This is a genomic window from Streptomyces sp. CB01249, from assembly GCF_001905735.1.
Classification (GTDB): domain Bacteria; phylum Actinomycetota; class Actinomycetes; order Streptomycetales; family Streptomycetaceae; genus Streptomyces.
In genome coordinates this window covers 1528604-1548154 of record NZ_LISW01000001.1, presented here as the reverse complement: position 1 = coordinate 1548154, position 19551 = coordinate 1528604, and the positions used below count along the sequence as shown (strand labels likewise).

At 71.5% G+C, this 19551-nt stretch carries 13 protein-coding genes; 3 read left to right on the top strand and 10 right to left on the bottom strand.

Annotated features, from left to right (window positions below; translation table 11 throughout):
• From AMK18_RS06510 to AMK18_RS06500, 3 genes are all read right to left on the bottom strand, one after another.
• The coding region (locus AMK18_RS06510; protein WP_073861997.1) for a discoidin domain-containing protein at positions 1-1921 on the bottom strand (1921 nt) is incomplete at its 3' end.
• 136 nt (positions 1922-2057) lie between these two features.
• Positions 2058-2384, bottom strand: a complete 327-nt coding sequence (locus AMK18_RS06505) for a YkvA family protein (protein WP_073861996.1) — start codon at positions 2382-2384, stop codon at positions 2058-2060.
• Between the two features lie 13 nt (positions 2385-2397).
• Positions 2398-2652: a WhiB family transcriptional regulator gene (locus AMK18_RS06500; RefSeq protein WP_018099754.1), complete on the bottom strand. Its 255-nt coding sequence runs from the start codon at positions 2650-2652 to the stop codon at positions 2398-2400.
• A gap of 218 nt (positions 2653-2870) precedes the next feature.
• On the opposite strand from AMK18_RS06500, the gene AMK18_RS06495 reads away from it, so the two are divergent.
• On the top strand, positions 2871-4928 hold the full coding sequence (locus AMK18_RS06495; protein ID WP_018099755.1) for a SpoIIE family protein phosphatase: 2058 nt from the start codon (positions 2871-2873) through the stop codon (positions 4926-4928).
• A 10-nt stretch (positions 4929-4938) separates the two neighbouring features.
• Here the strand turns inward: AMK18_RS06495 and AMK18_RS06490 are convergent, their stop codons facing one another.
• Complete coding sequence (locus AMK18_RS06490; protein ID WP_073861995.1) at positions 4939-5400, bottom strand: hypothetical protein; 462 nt, start codon at positions 5398-5400, stop codon at positions 4939-4941.
• Between the two features lie 129 nt (positions 5401-5529).
• Between AMK18_RS06490 and AMK18_RS06485 the strand changes: the two genes are divergently transcribed.
• The gene (locus AMK18_RS06485; RefSeq protein WP_073861994.1) at positions 5530-6432 is read left to right on the top strand and encodes a carbohydrate kinase family protein; all 903 of its coding nucleotides are present in this window, start codon (positions 5530-5532) and stop codon (positions 6430-6432) included.
• A 45-nt stretch (positions 6433-6477) separates the two neighbouring features.
• Here AMK18_RS06485 and AMK18_RS06480 read toward each other — a convergent pair whose 3' ends face one another.
• Together AMK18_RS06480 and AMK18_RS06475 are read right to left on the bottom strand one after the other, a co-directional pair.
• A complete protein-coding gene (locus tag AMK18_RS06480) occupies positions 6478-9474 on the bottom strand; it encodes a carbohydrate binding domain-containing protein (protein WP_073861993.1) in 2997 nt (998 codons plus the stop codon).
• 235 nt (positions 9475-9709) lie between these two features.
• Positions 9710-10309: a TetR/AcrR family transcriptional regulator gene (locus AMK18_RS06475; protein ID WP_073861992.1), complete on the bottom strand. Its 600-nt coding sequence runs from the start codon at positions 10307-10309 to the stop codon at positions 9710-9712.
• A 151-nt stretch (positions 10310-10460) separates the two neighbouring features.
• Between AMK18_RS06475 and AMK18_RS06470 the strand changes: the two genes are divergently transcribed.
• Entirely contained in the window at positions 10461-12752 is a 2292-nt protein-coding gene (locus tag AMK18_RS06470) for a glycoside hydrolase family 3 N-terminal domain-containing protein (RefSeq protein WP_073861991.1), read from the top strand.
• Positions 12753-12796: 44 nt separating this feature from the next.
• On the opposite strand, the gene AMK18_RS06465 is transcribed toward AMK18_RS06470, so the two are convergent.
• From AMK18_RS06465 to AMK18_RS06450, 4 genes are all read right to left on the bottom strand, one after another.
• The gene (locus AMK18_RS06465; protein ID WP_073861990.1) at positions 12797-14353 is read right to left on the bottom strand and encodes an MFS transporter; all 1557 of its coding nucleotides are present in this window, start codon (positions 14351-14353) and stop codon (positions 12797-12799) included.
• A gap of 89 nt (positions 14354-14442) precedes the next feature.
• On the bottom strand, positions 14443-16758 hold the full coding sequence (locus tag AMK18_RS06460) for an arylsulfatase (protein ID WP_073861989.1): 2316 nt from the start codon (positions 16756-16758) through the stop codon (positions 14443-14445).
• Between the two features lie 52 nt (positions 16759-16810).
• Positions 16811-18667 carry a dipeptide ABC transporter ATP-binding protein gene (locus AMK18_RS06455; protein ID WP_073861988.1) on the bottom strand — a complete coding sequence of 619 codons (1857 nt, stop codon included), beginning with the start codon at positions 18665-18667 and terminating at the stop codon, positions 16811-16813.
• Complete coding sequence (locus AMK18_RS06450; RefSeq protein ID WP_073861987.1) at positions 18664-19551, bottom strand: ABC transporter permease; 888 nt, start codon at positions 19549-19551, stop codon at positions 18664-18666. The genes AMK18_RS06455 and AMK18_RS06450 overlap by 4 nt, the downstream gene beginning before the upstream one ends.

The window sequence follows — 19551 nt, the reverse complement described above, 5'->3', positions numbered from 1 at the left end:
ACTGCGGGTCGCTCCAGTCACTGGCCCACCGGGTGTCGAGGCGTCCATCGACCGCCATCGCCGCGGTGCAGGGGCAGCCGCTGCTTCCCGCCTGGGCGGAGGAGGCGGTGGCCGGGCGGCCGAGCGCGATGTTGGTGCCGCTGACCGGGGGCACCACGACCTTCACCGACTTGGTCTCGATGCCGGCGTTGCCGTGCCCGTCCTCCGCCTGGATGTACACCTTCCACACCCCGAGCCGCGCGGGTGCGGTCACCGCGAAGGTGCCGTTGCCGGTGGACCGCCAGGTGGCCTCCACCAGGCCCTTGTCGCCGGTGGCGTAGTTGCCGCTCAGGTAGATCTTGTAGGTGACCGGGTCGTTGTCCGGGTCGCGGACGTCGGCGCGGACGGTGAACTCCTTGCCCGCGGGGGCGCCGCCGGCGTTCTGCACCGTCATGTTGCTGATGACGGGCGGGGTGTTGTCACCGGCGGTGGAACCGGTGTACGCCTTCTTCAGCGCGTAGTACGAGAGCCGCTTCTTGCCGTCCGGCACCACGTTGAACCAGACACCGCCGAAGTCGTGCTCGGTGCCGTAGTGGAAGAAGGTGGCGCCCAGCGCGACACCCTGGTGGGCGGTGACGCAGTTCCACGCCTTGGTGTACCCCTCGGCCTTCTGTACGTCGGTGGGCTCGTCCGGGACCCCGTTGGCGTCGTCCGGGACCTCCCACTCACCGGCCGGGCCGCCCTCGGTGATGATGTAGGGCTTGGTGTAGCCGCCGGTCTCCCAGGTGTTGCGTACGGCGCAGATGTCGCCGTACGAGTTGACCGAGTAGAGGTCCAGGTCGGGGGCGTTGCGCTTGTAGTAGGGCCAGGCACCGGTCCAGGCGTCGGTGGACGTCACCGGGTGGTCCGGGTCGATGGTGTGGATCTTCTTCGCGACGTCGTTGACGAAGGTGGTGTAGGCGTTGCGCTGCTTCTCCAGCTCGTCACCGCTGTAGCAGTTCTGCAGGCCGAGCACCGACTCGTTGCCGACGTTCCACATGAGCACACCGGGGTGGCTCTTGTACGTGTCCACCCACTTGGCGAACTCGGTGAGCGACGAGGACTTGTACGCGTCGTCGGTCAGGTAGTTGACGCAGCCGCCGCTGCCGGGGCCGCCGCCGGGCTGCAGCCAGAAGCCGCTGACCACACGGATGCCGTTGGCCGCCGCCGCGTCGAGCAGTGGCTTGGAGGTGCCGTCGGTGCCCCAGGTCCGGATGGTGTTGACGCCCATGGACTTCAGGTCGGGCATGTAGCGCGCCGCGTCGTTGACGGACGGGCCCCAGGTCAGTCCCTTGACCTGGTACGGCTTGCCGTCGACGGTGAGCTGCCAGTTGCCCTGCGAACCGGTGACCCGGACGGCCCCGCCGGTGCCGGGGTCCGGGTTCGTGGAGCCGGTGGTGCCGTACACCTGGAACTCCCACAGGGAGTAGCCGTAGCCGCCGGCGCGGGCGGTGCCGTTCATCCTGACGTAGCGGCCGGAACCGCTGACCGCGAGGTCGTCGGTGCCGCCGTCGCCGTTGGTGACGGTCTTCAGGGTGCGCCAGTCGGAACCGTTGTCGGACGCCTGGATCTCGTACGCCTTGCCGAAGGCGGACTCCCAGGTGAGGACGACCCTGCTGAGGTCGGCCTTGGCGCCCAGGTCCACCTGGAGCCACTGGGGGTCGCTCCACTCGCTGGCCCAGCGCGTGCCGGTGAGGTTGCCGTCCACGGCGGCCGAGGCCGCGTAGCCGGCGCCCTCGGACGAGGACGCGGTGGCGGTCTTCCCCTGCGAGAGCAGGGATTCCGCGGCCCGGGCGCCGGGCGCGGTCAGCATGACCAGCGACGAGGCGACGAGGGCGAGAAGGGTGATCAGCAGCGTGCCCGCGCGGGGTCTCGCGGGCAGGGCTGAACCGGCTCTGTGCACATTCTCTCCTGGCGGAAGAGTGCGGGACGGGGATCCCGCGGCGGGTTGGGAGAGCGCTCTCCCAGGAGAGTGACGTGTACTCGTCCAGCTGTCAACGATCAGGACGCGCCGGGTTCACCGGAATGTGCGCGAAGGGCTACGGAACGAGTTTCGGCCCGGCCTCGACGGGGTGCTCCGCGCGGCCGCCACCGCCGACCCCCGCCGCCCGCGCCGCGGCGTGCAGCGAGCGCAGGGCCAGCAGGAGGAACCCGATGTCATCGAGATAGACCGGGTCGGGCAGCAGGTCGACCGGCGACACGGTGTACAGCACCGCCGCCCAGACCAGCGCCTTGTTGTGCAGCGGGACACCGGCGTCCACCAGCAGTTTCCTGGCCTTCAGGACCCGCACCAGGAGGACGCCGACGGCGGCCAGCATGAGCAGCGCGAGTGCCACGCCGACGATGATCCAAGCCTTGGTGTCCATGCTTCATCCTGCCTTATCCGGAGCGGTGCGACCGTTGCCGGGTACGACGCTTCAGGGCGCGCCGCTCGTTCTCCCCCAGTCCGCCCCACACCCCGGCGTCCTGGTTGTTCTCCAGGGCCCACCGCAGGCATTCCTCCTGTACGGGGCAGCGTCGGCACACCGCCTTGGCCTCTTCGACCTGGCCGAGCGCCGGGCCGGTGCTTCCGATGGGGAAGAACAGGTCCGGGTCCTCGTCGCGGCAGGCCGCGTGCATGCGCCAGTTCTCCATGGACTCTCACTCCTGACGGTCGTTGCGTCGCGTTTGCCTCGGTACGCTGCGGGTGACCGGCATTTCGCCCCCGAAACCCCGCTGACGCTTCCTTCGCGTCCTCTTCACTTCCCGCGAAGCTGCGGGGGCGGCGGCTCAGGGGCGATCATGGGAGACGGCGGGCCTGCGTCGGGCACGGTGGCGGCTGGGAAGGATCGTCCGTGGGCGGCAGTGATGACATGCGGATCGGCTGGGGCGAGGCCCGCCGGGCGGGCGCGCGCCAGTCGTCCGAGAGCGGTCTGCTCGACGTCCTCGGGGTCGCCGCGCTCGTCCTGGACACCCAGGGCCGGATCGTCCTGTGGAGCCCGCAGGCGGAACGGCTGCTGGGGTACTCCGCCGAGGAGGCGCTGGGCGAGTTCGCCGCCCGGGTGCTGGTCGACGAGGAGCACTTCGAGCTGGTGCTGCGCCTGTTCGGCGAGGTGATGCGCAGCGGCGAGGCCTGGGCCGGGGTCTTCCCCGTACGGCACAAGGACGGCACCACGCGGCTGCTGGAGTTCCGCAACATGCGGTTGCAGGACGACCGGGGTGACTTCTACGCGCTGGGGCTGGCGGCCGACGGAGACGTGCTGCGCCGCCTGGAGCGGGATCTGGCGCTGTCGGTGGGCCTGGTCGACCAGTCGCCGATCGGCCTCGCGGTGCTGGGCCCGGATCTGCGCTTCATGTCCGCGAACGCCGCGCTGGAACGGATGGACGGCCTGAGCGCCGCCGAGCATCTGGGGCGGCCGGTGGGCGAGGCCCTGTCGTTCCTGGACCCGGAGGGCCTGGAGGCGGCCGCGCGGGAGGTGCTGGACAGCGGTGTGCCGCAGGTGTCGCGCCAGGTGGCCGGCCGCTCCCCCGCCGCACCGGACGCCGACCGCGCCTGGTCGGTGTCGCTGTACCGGCTGGACGACTCCGCGGGACGGGTGCTGGGCATCGCCGTGTCCCTGATCGACGTCACCGACCGGTACCGCGCGGCGGCCGAGGCGGAGCGGGCCCGGCAGCACCTCGCGCTGATCGCCGACGCCTCGGTGCGCATCGGCACCACGCTCGACCTGGAGCAGACGGCCCTGGAACTGGCCGAGGTCACCGTGCCGCAGCTCGCCGACGTCGCGGCGGTGGACGTGCTGGACAGCGTCCTGAAAGGGCGCCCCGGACCGGTGGACGGCCCGCTCCTCATCCAGGCCCTCGCCGTGGTCGCGGCCCGGCCGACGCCCGTGGTGGAGGCGGCGGACCCTCCGGGCCGGGCCGCCCGCTACGGCGCCGACCGCCTGGTCACCCAGTGTGTGCGGACGGCCCGGCCGGTGCGGGTGCCGCACCTCGACGCGGAGAAGCTGGCGCGGGTGGCCCGGGACGAGCGGTCGGCCGCCCTGCTCGCGGAGGCCGGTGCGCATTCGTATCTGGCGGTGCCGCTGATCGCACGGGGCGAGGTGCTCGGGGCGATCGACCTGATCCGGACGGACAACCCGCTGCCGTTCACGGCGGAGGACGAGGCGCTGGCCGCCGAGCTGGCGGCCCGGGCCGCGGTCGGCATCGACAACGCCCGGCTCTACCGCCAGCAGCAGGAGACCGCGCTCACCCTTCAGCGCAGCATGCTGCCGCGCAACCATCACGACCCGGTGGGCCTGGACGTGGTGTCCCGCTACCGGCCCGCCGCCTCGCGCTACGAGGTCGGCGGCGACTGGTTCGACGTGATCGGGCTGCGCGGCGGCGGGACCGCCCTGGTGGTGGGCGATGTGATGGGCAGCGGGATCAACGCGGCGACCACGATGGGCCGGCTGCGCACCGCCACCCAGACCCTGTCCCGGCTCTCCCTGGAGCCCGCCGAGGTGCTGGGGCACCTGGACGAGATCACCGCCGGCCTCGACCCGTGGTTCGCCACCTGTGTCTACGCGGCGTACGACCCGGCCGCCGGGCGGTGCCGGGTGTCCACGGCCGGGCATCTGCCGCCGGTACTGATCCCGGAGGGCGGTGAGCCGGTGCTGCTCGATCTGCCGGCCGGGGCGCCGCTGGGCGTGGGCGGGGTGCCGTTCAGCGATGTCACGGTCCCGCTCGGCCCGGGCGACCGGCTGGTCCTCTACACGGACGGCCTGGTCGAGACCCGGGAGGACGACATCGACAGCCGCCTGGCGACGCTGCTGGGGCTGTTGCGCACCCCGGACGCGTCGCTCGACGCAACGTGCGACCGGCTGCTGCGCGAGCTGCGGGACCCGGACGGCCACGACGACGTGGCGCTGCTGATGGCCCGGGTCCACGCGTGACGGCGTCGGTTCAGCGCGAGCACCGGCGCCGGGTGCGGCACTTCGAGGCGGCGCGTGCGCAGGAGCCGCCGGCGCCGAGGAAGCCGAGGCCGATGCCCAGCATCCAGGAGTCCTTGGCGAGCGCGATCCCGTCCTGCGTCGGCCGCAGGCTGCCGGGCTCCCGCATGCCGGGGGTCCGCAGGTAGAGGCCGAAGAGGCCGCCGGAGAACCCGGTGAGGGCGAGTCCGGCGAGCCGGGTCGGCACGACCGGGGTCAGCAGCGCGGCACCGACGGCGATCTCGGACCAGGCGAGCAACCGGGTGAACCGGGCGGGTTCCAGCTTGCCGAGGAACGGATAGGCGTTGCTGGCCATCCCGTGCAGCCCCTGGGCGGTCGCCTCGTCGGCCTTGAGCTTGCCGAGGCCGGAGTTGAGGATGAAAGCGCCGGTGGCGAGGCGCGGCGGGATGTCGCGCGGTTCGGGCAACAGCATCATGGCGTGAGCCTCCATGGAACAAGGTCGTCGGCCCCCGGTCGAGCCTAGCCAGCGGGTGTCCCGGGCGCGCGTCGAGCGGCCGGTCAGGTGGGCGATACTGGGCGCGGCGGGAACACGAGAGGGGGCTCAGTGGTCCAACGACAAGCGGAGTACGACGTCGTGGTGGTCGGCGGCAGCGGGGTGGACACGATCGTCCGCGTCGACGCCCTGCCGGTCCCGCTGGCGGACGCGGTGATGGTCGGCCCGATCCAGGAGTGGCCCGGCCAGACCGGCGGCAATGTGGCGCTCGGCGCCCGCGCGCTGGGGCTCGATGTGGCGTTCCTGGACTGCATCGGTGACGACTGGACCGGCAACCAGGTGCGCGAGCGCCTGGCGAAGGGTGATGTGGAGTTCCACGCGGTGATCTCGCCGGCGGGGACCCGGCGTGCGGTGAATCTGGTGGACGCCACGGGCCGGCGGATGTCGTTCTACGACGCCCGGGACCCGGAGGATCTGCGGATGCCCCGGGAGTTCTATCTGCCCCACCTGCGGCGGGCCCGCCATGTCCATCTGTCGATCACGCACTTCGCCCGGTTCCTGTACGACGACATCGAGGCGCTGGGGGTGCCGGTCTCCACGGACCTGCACGACTGGGACGGGCTGAACGCGCATCAGCGGGAGTTCGCGCTCCGGTCCGATCTGGTGTTCTTCAGCGCGGCGACGACCGGGGAGCGCGCGCCCGCGCTGATGCGGGAGATCCTGCGCGAGGGCCGGGCCGGGGCTGTGGTGGCGACGGCGGGCGCGGAGGGTGCGTACCTCCTCACGCGCGACGGCGGCGACGAGCCGGTGCGTGTTCCGGCGGTGGTGCCGCCGGCGCCGGTGGTCGACTCCAACGGGGCGGGCGACGCGTTCGTCACCGGCTTCCTGTACGGCAGGCTCGACGGGCGTGAGCCTGCCGAGTGCGCCCGGCTGGGCGCGGTGGCGGGCGCCTTCGCGTGTACGGCTCCGGGCTCGACGGCCATGATCGGCCGGGCGGAGCTGCTGGGCGCGTGACGACGTGTGGGTGCCCCGGACGGCCGGGGCACCCACACGGACGGGTCACTTCAGGTAGGGGCCCGCGGTGCCGATCTTTCCGGGGCCGTTCAGCACGTACACGCGCATGTTGCCCTTGCCGGGGGCGTCGACGGTGAGCTTTCCATCGGTGACAACCCGGGTGTCACCGGTGACGGCGTCCTTGTAGGTGCCATTGGGGATGCCGGTGTACGAGGCGCCGCCCGTGACGGTGACCAGGGCGAAGCTGTCGGTCGTCCCACTGGTGTAGCGGCGCTTGTACGCCATCTGGCCGGTGATGCCGTCCGTGGAGTACTGGCCCATTTGCAGGGCGGGGACGGCGCGGCGGATCTGGTTGAGCCGCTGGAGGTGCTTGACCAGGGGCTGGGCGAGGGTGTTCGCGACCTCGCCGGAGGCGGAGTCGACCTGCGAGAACTCCGAGGCGGTGACGTTGCCCGCGAGATGGTCGCCGTAGTAGGCGCGGCCGGTGGTGGCCAGGGGGCAGGTGGGGCCGCAGTCGATCTTCTTGCCGGCCTGGAATTCGATCTCCGATCCGTAGTAGAGGGTCGGGATGCCGCGGAAGGTCCACATCAGGGACATGTTCTCGGCCCAGGCGTCGGTGCCGCCCGCGTAGCGTTCGCTGCTCTTGTTGGGCCCGTAGTCGTGGCTGTCGACGTAGACGACGTTGTAGGTGGCGTCGTTGGTGGAGTCGTCGGAGTCCTTGCCGTTGTTGAACGCGTTGGTGGCGTCACCGAAGTTCATGTGCATGCGCATGTCGATGATGTTCATGCCGGAGAACTGGCTGTGGTCCGGGGTGTGGTAGCTGTTGCCGTCCAGGAACGCGTTGGCGGAGGTCGGCTGGTTGCCGGTGCCGAGCTGCTCCTCGTAGTCGTACATCTCCAGCGCTGCCTTGGCGTCGTCGGCGTCGTACTCCTTGCGTTCCTTCCAGGTGAAGAACTGCGCCGAGTGGTTGACCGAGCCGCGGTTCCACTTGTCGTTGACGAAGGCGCCGACCTCGCCGAAGACGAGGAAGTTCTTCGCGGCCTCGGCGCCGAACTTCTGGGTGACGCGCTCCTGGATCGCGGGCAGGAAGCGGCGGTTCCAGGTGGTGCGCGGGATGTGCACCGCGGTGTCGATGCGGAAGCCGTCCACGCCCATGTCGATGTACTTGTCGTAGGCGCCGATCAGGTAGTTCTGCACCGGCGCGGACTCGGTGTTGAAGTCGGCCAGGTCCTCGTGCAGCCAGCAGGAGCGGGAGTCCTCGCCCTCCCAGTTGCCGAGCCAGCAGGTGTGGTAGTACTCCTTCGGGAACATCCCCGATGTGGGGTTGGGCCACTGGCAGTTGTAGAGGGTGTAGCCCTCGGCGGACTTGCCGCCGGTGGGCTTGCCCCAGTTGAGGCAGGTGTTGCCGGCGGGCTCGGCGGTGGACCACATGTCGCCGTTGTAGTAGGACTTGCCGCTCTTGGATTCGACGGTGAGCCCGTCGTACTCGAAGCCCTCGTTCTTCTCGTCGTAGTACCAGCTCCACTGGGTGTCGCGGACGCCGTAGACGGTGGGCGTGAACAGGCCCTTGGCGCCCCAGCGCGAGGAGTGGTTGTAGACGACGTCCTGGTAGATCTTGATGCCCTTGGCGTGGGCGGCGTTGATGAGGTCCTGGTAGGAGGCTCCGGCGGACTCCAGGCGGGGGTCGACCTTGTAGAAGTCGTATCCGTGGTAGCCGTGGTAGTCGTAGTCGGACCGGTTCAGGACGACCGGGGTGATCCAGATGGCGGAGAAGCCGAGCCCCTTGATGTAGTCCAGCTTGTTGACCAGGCCCTTGAAGTCCCCCCGGAACATGGGGTCGTTGTTGGCCGCGTTGCCGGACTTGACGTCCTGGCTGCCGCCCCGGTTGTTGCTCGCGTCGCCGTCGTTGAAGCGGGCCGTGAGGACGAAGTAGATCGGGTCCTTGCGGGGGTCGGTGCCGAGCGGTGTGCCCTGGGCGGCCGCCGGGGGTTTGTCACCGGTGGTCGCCGTGGCGGGCGCGGAGGCGGCGGAGGTGTTGCCCGCCGCGTCGATCGCCTTGACGGTGTAGGTGTAGGCGGTGTGCTCCTCCAGGCCCGATTCGGAGAGCACGGTGGAGGTCACATCGGTGACGACGCTGCCCTTGGTACCGCCCGTGCGGGTGACCTGATACTTGGTCACCTTCGTGTTGTCCGTGGAGGGTTCCCAGCTCAGGACGACCGCGACGCCGTCGGCCTTCGCGGTGACCGCCGACGGCACGGTGGGCGCCTCGGTGTCGGCGGGTTCGGCGGCGCACGGGTCCTGGGCGTCCTTGGCGACCGCGCGGTCCTTCACGGTGCTGAGGCCGGCCGGGATGGTGTAGTCGGCGCCGTTGTTGTTGTCCCAGACGCCGTTGCCGTTGTTGAACGCGGCCTTCATCGAGGTCGCGGTTCCGAGGTCGACCGTCTTCTTCACCCAGCCGGTGCAGGCCGGTTCCATACCGACACCGGGCACGGTGGTCCACGAGCCGCCCGCGGGCTGGTAGTGGAGGTTGGTGGTCGTCCAGCCGACGGTGGCGGTGGAGTAGTACACCGAGGCGGTGTGCGCCGCGTCGGACGGCGTGGGGCTCGGGTCGGGGTCACCGCTGTCCGCGCACGGGTCGCTGTGGGCGACGACCCCGTCCTTGACCGTGATGTTCCCGCTGCCCAGGTCGTAGTTCGCGCCCCCGTTGTTGTCCCAGACGCCCGATCCGTTGTTGAAGGTCGCCTGGATGCCCTCGGCACCGGAGAGCGGGACGGTCTTCTTGACCCAGTCGGTGCAGGCGGCCTCCATGGCGACCCCGGGCACGGTGGTCCACGAACCGCCGTCGGGGGCGTAATGCAGGTTGTAGGCGGCCCAGTTCTTCGTCTTGGTGAAGTAGAAGACGGTGGTCGTCGCGTCGGAGGCCGCGACGGGCCGGGCGTCGATGCCGGTGTCCGGCAGTGCGGTGAGCAGCCCGCACACCGCGGCGGCGGCAGCGGCGGACGCCAGGGTGCGTCTCAGCACCCGGTGGGCGTTGCGTTTCATGGTGTCTCCAGGGAAGGGCCACGGCGGCGGCGAAGCAGTGGCGTCCGAGGCACGGGAGGTGGGGCCCGTGCCGTCCCGCCGGAGACCCTGACGCGCCTCAAGGTCCGAGCGAGCTTGTAAATCAAGCCGGAATGTTGCTGCAATCTCTTGCAGCACGGAAGTTACCGGCACATGACAAGCCCGTAAAGAGGTGCGGGGCACCCGTCTCGCGACGCCCGCCGCCCGCCGCCTCCACTCAGAGCGGCACCGTCAACTGCGCCTGCACATGCGCGTGCAGCACCCCGGCCATGTCGGTCTCACCGTTGCCGAGCAGCCATTGGATCTGCAGCCCGTCCATCAGCGCGATGAGCTGCTGCGCCGCCTCCCGCGGGTCGATGTCCTCGCGCAGCACACCCTTGTCGCGCGCCTCGGTGTACGACACGGCCGTGGACCGGACGGAGCAGCGGTACCGCTCCACGAAGTAGGCGTGGGCCGGGTGGTCGGCGGAGGTGGCCTCGGCGGACAGCACGCAGAACAGCTCGACTATGCCGCGCCGCTCGGCGTTGAGCGCCGCGAGCCCGACCAGCCGCCGCAGCCGGTCGACGCCGGTGGGGCGGCCCGCCTCCAGCCACTGGTCGTCCACGGCGTCGCGGTGTTCCAGGACGGCGAGCAGCAGCGATTCCTTGGTCGGGAAGTGGTGCAGCAGTCCGGGATGTGAGATGCCGCAACGGGTGGCGATCACCCGCAGCGACGCGCCCCGGTACCCCGCCTCACCGAACATGGCCATGGCCTGGTCGAGGATTTCCCCGCGTTTGGCCCGGCCCTTGGCGTATCCACGCCGCTCTTCGCCGGTCACTCTCCACGCTCCCCGGTCGTCTCGGCAGGCACCACTGCGTATGTTCGCATCCTACTTACTTACCACTAGGTCGGTATTCGGCGTACGGTGGTGCCCGGAGCGCACAGCCTCCGCATGACAGAACGTCGCCGACGTCGCGAAAGGACCTCCCGTGGGCTCCTCCCTGCCCTATCTCGACCCCCGCCTGTCCATTCCGGAGCGCGTCTCCGACCTGCTGGGCCGGATGACGCTGCCCGAGAAGGTCGGCCAGATGCTCCAGCTGAACGGCAAGGACGGGGTGCGGCAGCACATCGAGGACATGCACGCGGGCTCGATCCTGCACGCCTCGCCCGAACGCGTCCTGGAGGCCGCCGAGCTGACCCGGCGCACCCGGCTGGGCATCCCCCTCCTGGTCGCCGAGGACTGCATCCACGGGCACTCCTTCTGGGAGGGCGCCACCATCTTCCCGACGCAGCTGGGCATGGCCGCGAGCTGGGACGCGGAGCTGCTGGAGCGCGTGGCGCGGGCGACCGCCGTCGAGGTGGCCGCGACCGGCGTCCACTGGACGTTCTCGCCGGTGCTGTGCATCACCCGGGACCTGCGCTGGGGACGGGTCAGCGAGACGTTCGGCGAGGACCCGCACCTCATCGGCGAGCTGGCGTCGGCGATGGTGCGCGGCTACCAGGGCGAGGGGCTGGACGACCCGACGGCGATCCTGGCGTGCGCCAAGCACTTCGCGGGCTACTCCGAGACGCAGGGCGGCCGGGACGCGAGCGAGGCCGACATCTCGCGCCGCAAGCTGCGTTCCTGGTTCCTGCCGCCGTTCGAGCGGGTCGCCAAGGAGGGCTGCCGGACGTTCATGCTGGGCTACCAGTCGATGGACGGCGTCCCCGTCACCGTCAACAACTGGCTGCTCAACGAGGTGCTGCGCGGCGAGTGGGGCTACACCGGCACGCTGGTGACCGACTGGGACAACGTCGGGCGCATGGTGTGGGAGCAGAAGGTGTACGCCGACCACACCCAGGCTGCGGCCGCGGCGGTCCGGGCGGGCAACGACATGGTGATGACCACGCCCGACTTCTTCGAGGGCGCGCAGCAGGCCGTGGCGACCGGGCGGCTCGCCGAGACGGACATCGACGCGGCGGTCGCGCGCATCCTCACGCTCAAGTTCGAGCTGGGCCTCTTCGAGAACCCGCGCCACCCCGACCGGGACCGGCAGCAGGCGGTCATCGGCAGCTCCGGGCACGCCGAGCTGAACCTCGAGGTAGCCCGTCGCTCGCTGGTCCTGCTGGCCAACGACGGCGTCCTGCCCCTGGACGGCGGCTTCGCGGCCGGGGCGGACGGCCGGGCGGTCGCGGACGCCGGGGCGGCGCCGCGTACGGTCGCCGTGATCGGCCCCAACGCCGATGACGCGCAGACCCAGCTCGGCGACTGGGCGGGCTCCTCCGGCCAGGCGGACTGGCTGCCGGACGGTCATCCGCGCGCCATGATCCGTACCGTCCTCGACGGCTTCCGGGAGCATGTGCCCGCCGGCTGGACCGTCACCCACGCGCGCGGCGCCGACATCCTGACGGTGGGCCCGGACCCGGAGGGCGCGTTCTTCCCGGACGGGCAGCCGCGCCCCGAGATCGTGGTCCCGTGCGAGCCGTCCGAGGACCTGATCGCGGAGGCGGTCGCCGCCGCCGAGGCCGCCGACCATGTCGTCGCCGTGGTGGGCGACCGCATCGAGCTGATCGGTGAGGGGCGCTCGACGGCGACCCTGGAACTGATCGGCGGCCAGATCGCGCTGCTGGACGCGCTCGCCGCGACGGGCAAGCCGTTCACCGTGGTCGTCATCGCCTCCAAGCCGCTGGTGCTGCCGCCGTCCGCCGACCGCGCCTCCGCCATCGTGTACGCCTTCAACCCGGGCATGCAGGGCGGCCGCGCGGTGGCCGAGCTGGCTCTCGGCCTCGTGGAGCCGTCCGGCCGGCTGCCCGTGTCCTTCGCGCGCCACGCCGGGCAGCAGCCCACGTACTACAACCAGCTGCGCGGCCAGCACGGTTCGCGGTACGCGGACCTGACGCAGCGGCCCGCGTACGCCTTCGGTGAGGGCCTGAGCTACACCACCGTCGCCTACACGGACCTGGAGGTGCTGACCGACGTCCTGGGCGCGGGCGACACGCTGCGGGCGCGCGTCACCGTGAGCAACACCGGCGGGCGCCCCGCGCTGGAGACCGTGCAGGCGTACGTGAGTGACCTGGTGACGTCCGTGACGTGGGCGGAGAAGGAGCTGAAGACCTACCGGCAGATCCGGCTGGCCCCGGGCGAGTCGCGTGAGGTGACGATCGAGCTGCCGGTGACCGATTGCGCGCTGGTGGACGCCGAGGGCCGGCGGGTCGTGGAGCCGGGGGCCTTCGAGCTGCTGGTCGGTCCGTCGTCGCGCGACGACGACCTGCTGCGGGCGGGCTTCACCGTCAAGGGCTGAGCCGTCGGGCGGGGGTGGTCGGCGGGGAGCGGTCGGCCGGGTGTTCAGGCGCCCGGCTGACCGCTCCCGCTTCCGCTTCCGCGCAGCCGTTCCAGGTCCGAGGGGCGGACCTGGATGACGAAGAGCGCGATCAGCGCGGCGGCGACGGCGAAGGCCGCCGCGGCCAGGAACGAGGTGGAGACACCCGATGCCAGAACCTGATCGCCCCAGGGGCTGGGGAGCTGTCCGGTCCTACGGAACTGGGCGAGCTGCGCCGGTGTCGCCTCGGACATGAACTTGGGCACCTGGTCGGTCGCCTCGTTGCGGCTGGCCGTACCGAAGACGGTGACCAGGATGGACAGGCCGAGCGATCCGCCCACCTGCTGCGTCGTGTTGAGGATTCCGGAGGCCGCGCCCGACTCGTGCGGCGCGACGCCGGAGAGTGCCATCAGGGTCAGCGAGACGAACTGCAGGCCCATCCCGAGCCCGAACACCAGCACCGGGCCCAGCAGACTGCCCAGGTACGAGCTGTGGACGTCGGTCTGCGTGAGCCAGCCGAGCCCGATCGCCGCGAGGACCGCGCCCGTCACCATGAAGGGCTTGGGCCCGAACTTCGGCAGCAGCTTCGAGGTGAATCCCGCGCCGATCGCGATGATGACGCTGACCGGCAGAAAGGCGAGGCCCGTACGCAGCGGGCTGAAGCCGAGGATGTTCTGCACGAACAGGGTCAGGAAGAAGAACATCCCGAACATCGCCGCCGCGAGGCACAGCATGATCCCGTAGGTGCCGGCGCGGTTGCGGTCGCGGAACATCCACAGCGGGGTGATCGGCTGCCGGGACCGGCTCTCGTTGACGATGAACAGCCCGAGCAGCACGACCGCCGCGATGAACGCGGCCAGGGTCAGGGTGTCGCTCCAGCCCTCCTCGGAGGCGCGGATGAACCCGTAGACGAGGCTGACCATGCCGAGCGTCGCCGTGAGGGCGCCGAGTATGTCGAAGTGGCCCGGGTGGCGCTCGGACTCCTGGATGTAGCGGCGGGTCGCGAGCACGATCAGTGCGCCGATGGGCACGTTGACGAAGAAGATCCACCGCCAGTCCAGCCATTCGACCAGCACGCCTCCCGCGAGCAGTCCGATGGCGCTGCCGCCTGCCGAGACGGCCGCGAACACGCCGAACGCCCTGTTGCGCGCGGGGCCTTCGTGGAACGTCGTCGTGATGAGGGCGAGCGCGGTCGGCGACGCGATGGCGCCGCCGACGCCCTGGAGCGAGCGGGCGGCGAGCAACTGCCAGGATTCCTGGGCGAGTCCGCCGAGCAGGGAGGCGATAACGAAGAGGGCGACGCCGGTCATGAAGACCCGGCGTCGCCCGAGGATGTCGCCGATCCGCCCGCCGAGCAGCAGCAGGCCGCCGAAGGTGAGGGTGTAGGCGTTGATCACCCAGGACAGGTTCTCGGTGGAGAAACCGAGGGATGTCTGGATGTGCGGCAGAGCGATGTTCACGATGGTGATGTCGAGGACCACCATCAGCTGGCACGAGCAGATGACCAGCAGGGCTATCGTGCCGCCGCGGTCCCTCCGAGGGGGTGCGGTGGCCTGCGCGGGTGTCGCGTGGGAGCCGGTCATTGGTTCGGTGCCGCTGTTGTGCGGGGAGTGAACGTGGTCGTTCACTCCCCCGACGTTAGACCTGCGTGAGGGTCGTCGCCAATCGATCTCTACTCGAACGCCGCTGCTGCCTCCTTCAGGGCCTGGGCCACCGCCTCCGGGGAGTCCGGGCCCGGGTCTCCCGGGGTGTAGGTCACCGCGCGCAGGCGGCCTTCGTACGGGAAGGAGCGGTGGCGTTCGAAGAGGGGCCAGGAGATGGGCGACTTGCGGTCCACGCCGATGCTGATGCCCTGGAAGGGGGCCATGCCGATGAGCTGGTGGACGCTGGGCGGGGTGGCCCGGGTCTCGCCGTCGGCCTCGATCCGGAAGCTCCAGCGCAGGCCGCGCTCGGCGGTGGCCACGAGCCGGACCGTGTGCCCGCCCGGTGCGAGCGGGCCCGCGTCCGTCTCGTGGAGCACGCCGTACTCGTTGTACGCGAAGTGCAGACGGCCGCCCTCCACGTACAGGCTGTAACCGCCGCCCTGGTCGCCGTGCGAGACGAGGACGCCCTCGCCCGTCTCCTCGATCGCGACGGTGACCTCGAAGGAACGGAACGAGACCAGCCGGGAGGAGCGGTAGCGCTCCAGTTCGGGGGTGCCGGGCAGCAGGGTGAGGGGGCGCGACAGCCGCTGTTCGGCGGGGTTGCGGCGGGCCAGGGCGCCGCTGCCGTCGGGGAGCGGGAAGACGCCGTTGCGCCAGGCGGCCTTCTCCCAGGCCGCCGAGAGTTCCTTGACCAGGCCGGGGTGTTCGGCGGCCAGGTCGTGGATCTCGGTCGGGTCGGTCCTGATGTCGTAGAGGGCCCACTCGGAGTCGTCGTAGGGGGCGCCGGGGCGGTGCAGGGTGACGAGTTTGCGGCCGTCGCGGTAGTAGCTGCGGTTGCCGGTCATCTCGCAGTACTGCTCGGGGTGGGTGGAGAGGTGTTCCGGGTCGGCGAGTACGGGGGCGAAGGTGACGCCGTCCGGTTCCTGGAGCGGGACCCCGCGCCGGCGCTCCGGCCGTTCCAGACCGGCGAGTTCGAGGAGGGTCGGGGCGATGTCGGTGACGTACTGGTACTGCGGGCGGGTGCCCGGGGTGAGCCGCCCTTCGCGGGCGCCCCTCGGCCAGGACAGGACGAACGGGACGCGCACCCCGCCCGCGTACGTGTGGCCCTTGTAGAGCCGGAACGGGGTGTTGGAGGCCATGCCCCAGCCGCGCGGATAGTGCACCAGGCTCCGCGGGCCGCCGATCAGCCCGGGGTCCCGGTCGACGTCGGGGGTCCAGTCCTCGGGCAGGGCCGGGTGGTGGACGAAGCGGCTGAAGTAGGAACGGGTGCCTTCGGCGCCGCCCTCGCCGGTGCCTCCGTTGTCGGAGGTGAAGACGATGATGGTGTTGTCGAGCTCACCGAGCGCTTCGAGGGTGGCGGTGAGCCGGCCGAGGTTCTGGTCGATGTTGTCGACCAGTGCCGCGTACACCTCCATGTAGCGCGCGTACAGGCGCTGTTGCTCCTCGGTGAGGCTGTCCCAGGCGGGCACGTCCTGCCCGGCCTCGCTGTTGCGTTCCGGCAGTTCGGTGCCGGGCGGGAAGAGGCCGTCGGCGATCTGGGCGGCGAAGCGGCGGTCGCGCAGCGCGTCCCAGCCCTCGTCGTAGCGGCCCCGGTGGCGGGCGATGTCCTCCTCCTTGGCCTGGAGCGGGCCGTGGACGGCGTTGTGCGCGAGGTAGAGGAAGAAGGGTTTGTCCGGGTCGTGGGCGCGCAGCGACTTCACCATGGAGATCGCCTGGTCGGTGATGTCGTCCGTGTAGTAGTAGTCGTCCGGGAACTCGTCGATGTCCAGCGGGCTGTTGTCGCGGACGAGTTGGTGCGGGTGGAAGAGGCTGGTGAGCCCTTCCAGGACCCCGTAGTACTGGTCGAAGCCCTTGCGCAGCGGCCAGTTGTCGCGGTCGTCGGCGGCGTTGGAGGCGGAGTCGCGGACGAGGTGCCATTTGCCGACGGCGTAGGTGGCGTAGCCGGAGTCGTGGAGGAGTTCGGCGAGGGTGGGGATGTCGTCGGCGATCTCCATGCCGTAACCGGGGAAGCCCGGGTCGGAGTTGGCGACCATGGCGTAGCCGACGCGGTGCGGGTTGAGGCCGGTGAGCAGGGCGGCGCGGGCCGGTGAGCACAGCGGCATGGTGTGGTAATTGCTGAGCCGTACGCCGTCCTCGGCGAGGGTGTCGAGCACGGGGGTGGGGATCTCGGAGCCGAAGGGTCCGATGTCGCTGTAGCCCATGTCGTCCACGAGCACGACGACGATGTTCGGGGCCTTCTCCCCCGGTGTCCGGGGCGCCGGCCAGGCGGGCTCGGAGGCGGCGAAGGTGCGGCCGATGCGGCCGGGGAAGCCGTCGTAGGGGTCGCGGCGGGTGCTGGTGGTCATCGGCGGGTGGCTCCGTCACGGGTCGGGGTGGGCGGCTCGGGGGTGCGGTCGGTCATGCGAGGGCTCCCGTCTTCTCGGCGTGCTCGGTCCGGAACGCCGGGGGTACGGGTTCGGGCGCGGCGGCGAGCAGGGCGCGGGTGTACGGGTCGCGGGGGTGCTCGCACACCTCGTCGGCGGTGCCGGTCTCCACGACCCGGCCTCGGTGCATGACGGCGATGCGATGGCTGATCTGCCGGACGACCGCGAGGTCATGGGCGATGAAGACGAGGGACAGGCCCAGGTCACGCTGGAGGTCGGTGAGCAGGCCGGTGATCTGGGCCTGGACGGAGACGTCGAGCGCGGAGACGGGTTCGTCGCAGATGAGGACGGTCGGCGCCGGGGCGAGCGCGCGGGCGATGCCGATGCGCTGGCGCTGGCCGCCGGAGAAGGAGCGCGGGTGGCGTCCGGCCACGGCGGGGTCCAGGCCCGCCAGCTCCAGGAGCTCCGCCACCCGCTCCCGGCGCGTCTCCCGGTCCCCGATGCCGAACGCGACGAGGGGTTCGGCGACGATCTCGCCCACCGTCATGCGCGGGTTGAGCGAGGCGTAGGGGTCCTGGAACACCATCTGGACCTGGCGGCGCACCGCGTGCAGCGCCCGGCGCGAGGGCCGGGTGACGTCCTCACCGCGCAGCCGCAGGGTGCCGCCGTCGGCGGTGTGGGCGTGGGCGAGGACCCGGGCGAGGGTGGACTTGCCGGAGCCGGACTCGCCGACGATGCCCAGCGTCTCGCCCTCCCTGAGCGTCAGCGACACCCCGTCGAGCGCGGGCACCCCGCGTCGCCGCGCGCCGCGTCCCCCGTACGTCTTGGTGAGCCCGTCCGCCTCCAGCACGACCGCTCCGGGTGCGGGGCGGTCGATGCGGACGGGCGGGGCCGGGGCGGGCAGGGGCTCGGTGCGCCCGGCGGCGGGGAGGCAGGCCACCCGGACGTCACCGGCCACCCGTGCGAGCGGCGGGGTCGCGGTGCGGCAGCGGTCCTCGGCCATGGTGCAGCGGTCGGCGAAGGCGCAGCCGTCCCCGAGGAGCGTGAGGTCGGGCGGGCTGCCGGGGATGCCGGTGAGCCGGGTCCCGGACGGGGTGGCGAGGCGCGGGACGGCGGCCAGGAGCCCGGCGGTGTACGGGTGGCGGGGGCGGGTGAGCACTTCGGCGGTGGGCCCGTCCTCGACCACGGTGCCGCCGTACATGACGAGGACCCGTTCGCAGGCGCGGGCGACGACGCCCATGTTGTGGGTGATGAGGACGAGGGCGGTGCCGGTCTCACGGTTGAGGTCGCCGAGCAGGGTGAGGATCTGGTCCTGGACGGTGGCGTCGAGTGCGGTGGTCGGCTCGTCGGCGAGGAGGACGTCGGGTTCACCGGCGAGGGCCATGGCGATGAGGATGCGCTGGCGCTGGCCGCCGGAGAACTGGTGCGGGTGGTCGTCGGCGCGGCGGTGCGGGTCGGGGATGCCGACCCGGTCCAGGAGTTCGACGGCACGGGCGCGGCGGGCGGCCTTGTCGTGGTTGCCGTGGGCGCGCAGGGCCTCCTCGATGTGGCGGCCGGCGGTGAGGACGGGGTTGAGGGCGGTCATCGGGTCCTGGAAGACCATGCCGATGCGGGCGCCGCGCACCGCGCGCAGCTCGGCCTCGTCCGCGGCGGCCAGGTCGCGGCCGTCCAGGCGGACCGTGCCGGTGGTGATGCGGCCGGTGCCGGGCAGCATGCGGTTCAGGGCGAGCGCGGTGGTGGACTTGCCGGACCCGGACTCGCCGACGACGGCCAGGGTCTCGCCCCGGCGCAGGGTGAAGGAGACCCCGCGCACGGCGCGCAGCGGTGAACCGTCGGGGGCGGTGAACTCGACGCCGAGGTCGCGGACTTCCAGCAGCTCGGGGGCGGTCATCGGCGTATCTCCCGGTTGAGCGCCTCGGCGATGAGCGAGAGTCCGAGGACGAGCGCGGTCACGGTGATCAGGGGGCCCGCGGCGAAGTGCGGGGACTGGGCGAGATAGGGCATGGACTGGCTGAGCACCGCGCCGAGGGTGGGTTCGGGCGGCCGGACGCCGACGCCGAGGAAGCTCATCGCGCCCTCGATGAAGACGGCGACGGTCAGCGAGACGGCGATCTGCACCACGAGCGGATCGGCCGCGTTGGGCAGGATGTGCCGGACCAGCACCCGGCTGCTCGAACCGCCGCCGACCCGGGCGGCGGTGACGTACTCCCGTTCCCGCTGGACGAGGACGCCGCTCCGCAGCAGCCGGCCGAAGACCGGGACCTCGGCGAGGGCGATGACGAGCACGACGGGGACGCGTCCGGGGCCGAGGATCGCGGTGACGGCGAGCGCCAGGATCAGCCCGGGGAACGCGAGGAGCAGGTCGAAGACGCGCTGGACGACGGTGTCGGCGACCGGGTGGGCGGCTGCGGCCAGGGCGAGCAGGCAGCCGAGTACGGCCCCGACGGGCACGGCGATCGTGATGATGGTGAGGTCGGTGCGGATGCCGTACAGCACCCGGCTGAGCAGGTCGCGCCCGAGGTCGTCGGTGCCCAGGAGGTGTCCCGGCGTGCCGGGCCCCGCGAGGCTCTGGCCGCTCTGGTCGGTGGGCCCGTGTCCGGCGAGCAGCGGTGCGAGGAGCCCGGCGAGGACGACCACGCCGACGAGGACGAGTCCGGTGCGGGCGCGGGCGGTGGACAGGGCGGTGCGGTACGGGTGGCGGGGGCGGGCCGTGGCGCGCGGCTTGCGGGCGGCCGGGGGCGGCGCCACGGCGAGGAGGTCGGTCGTCTGGGTCAT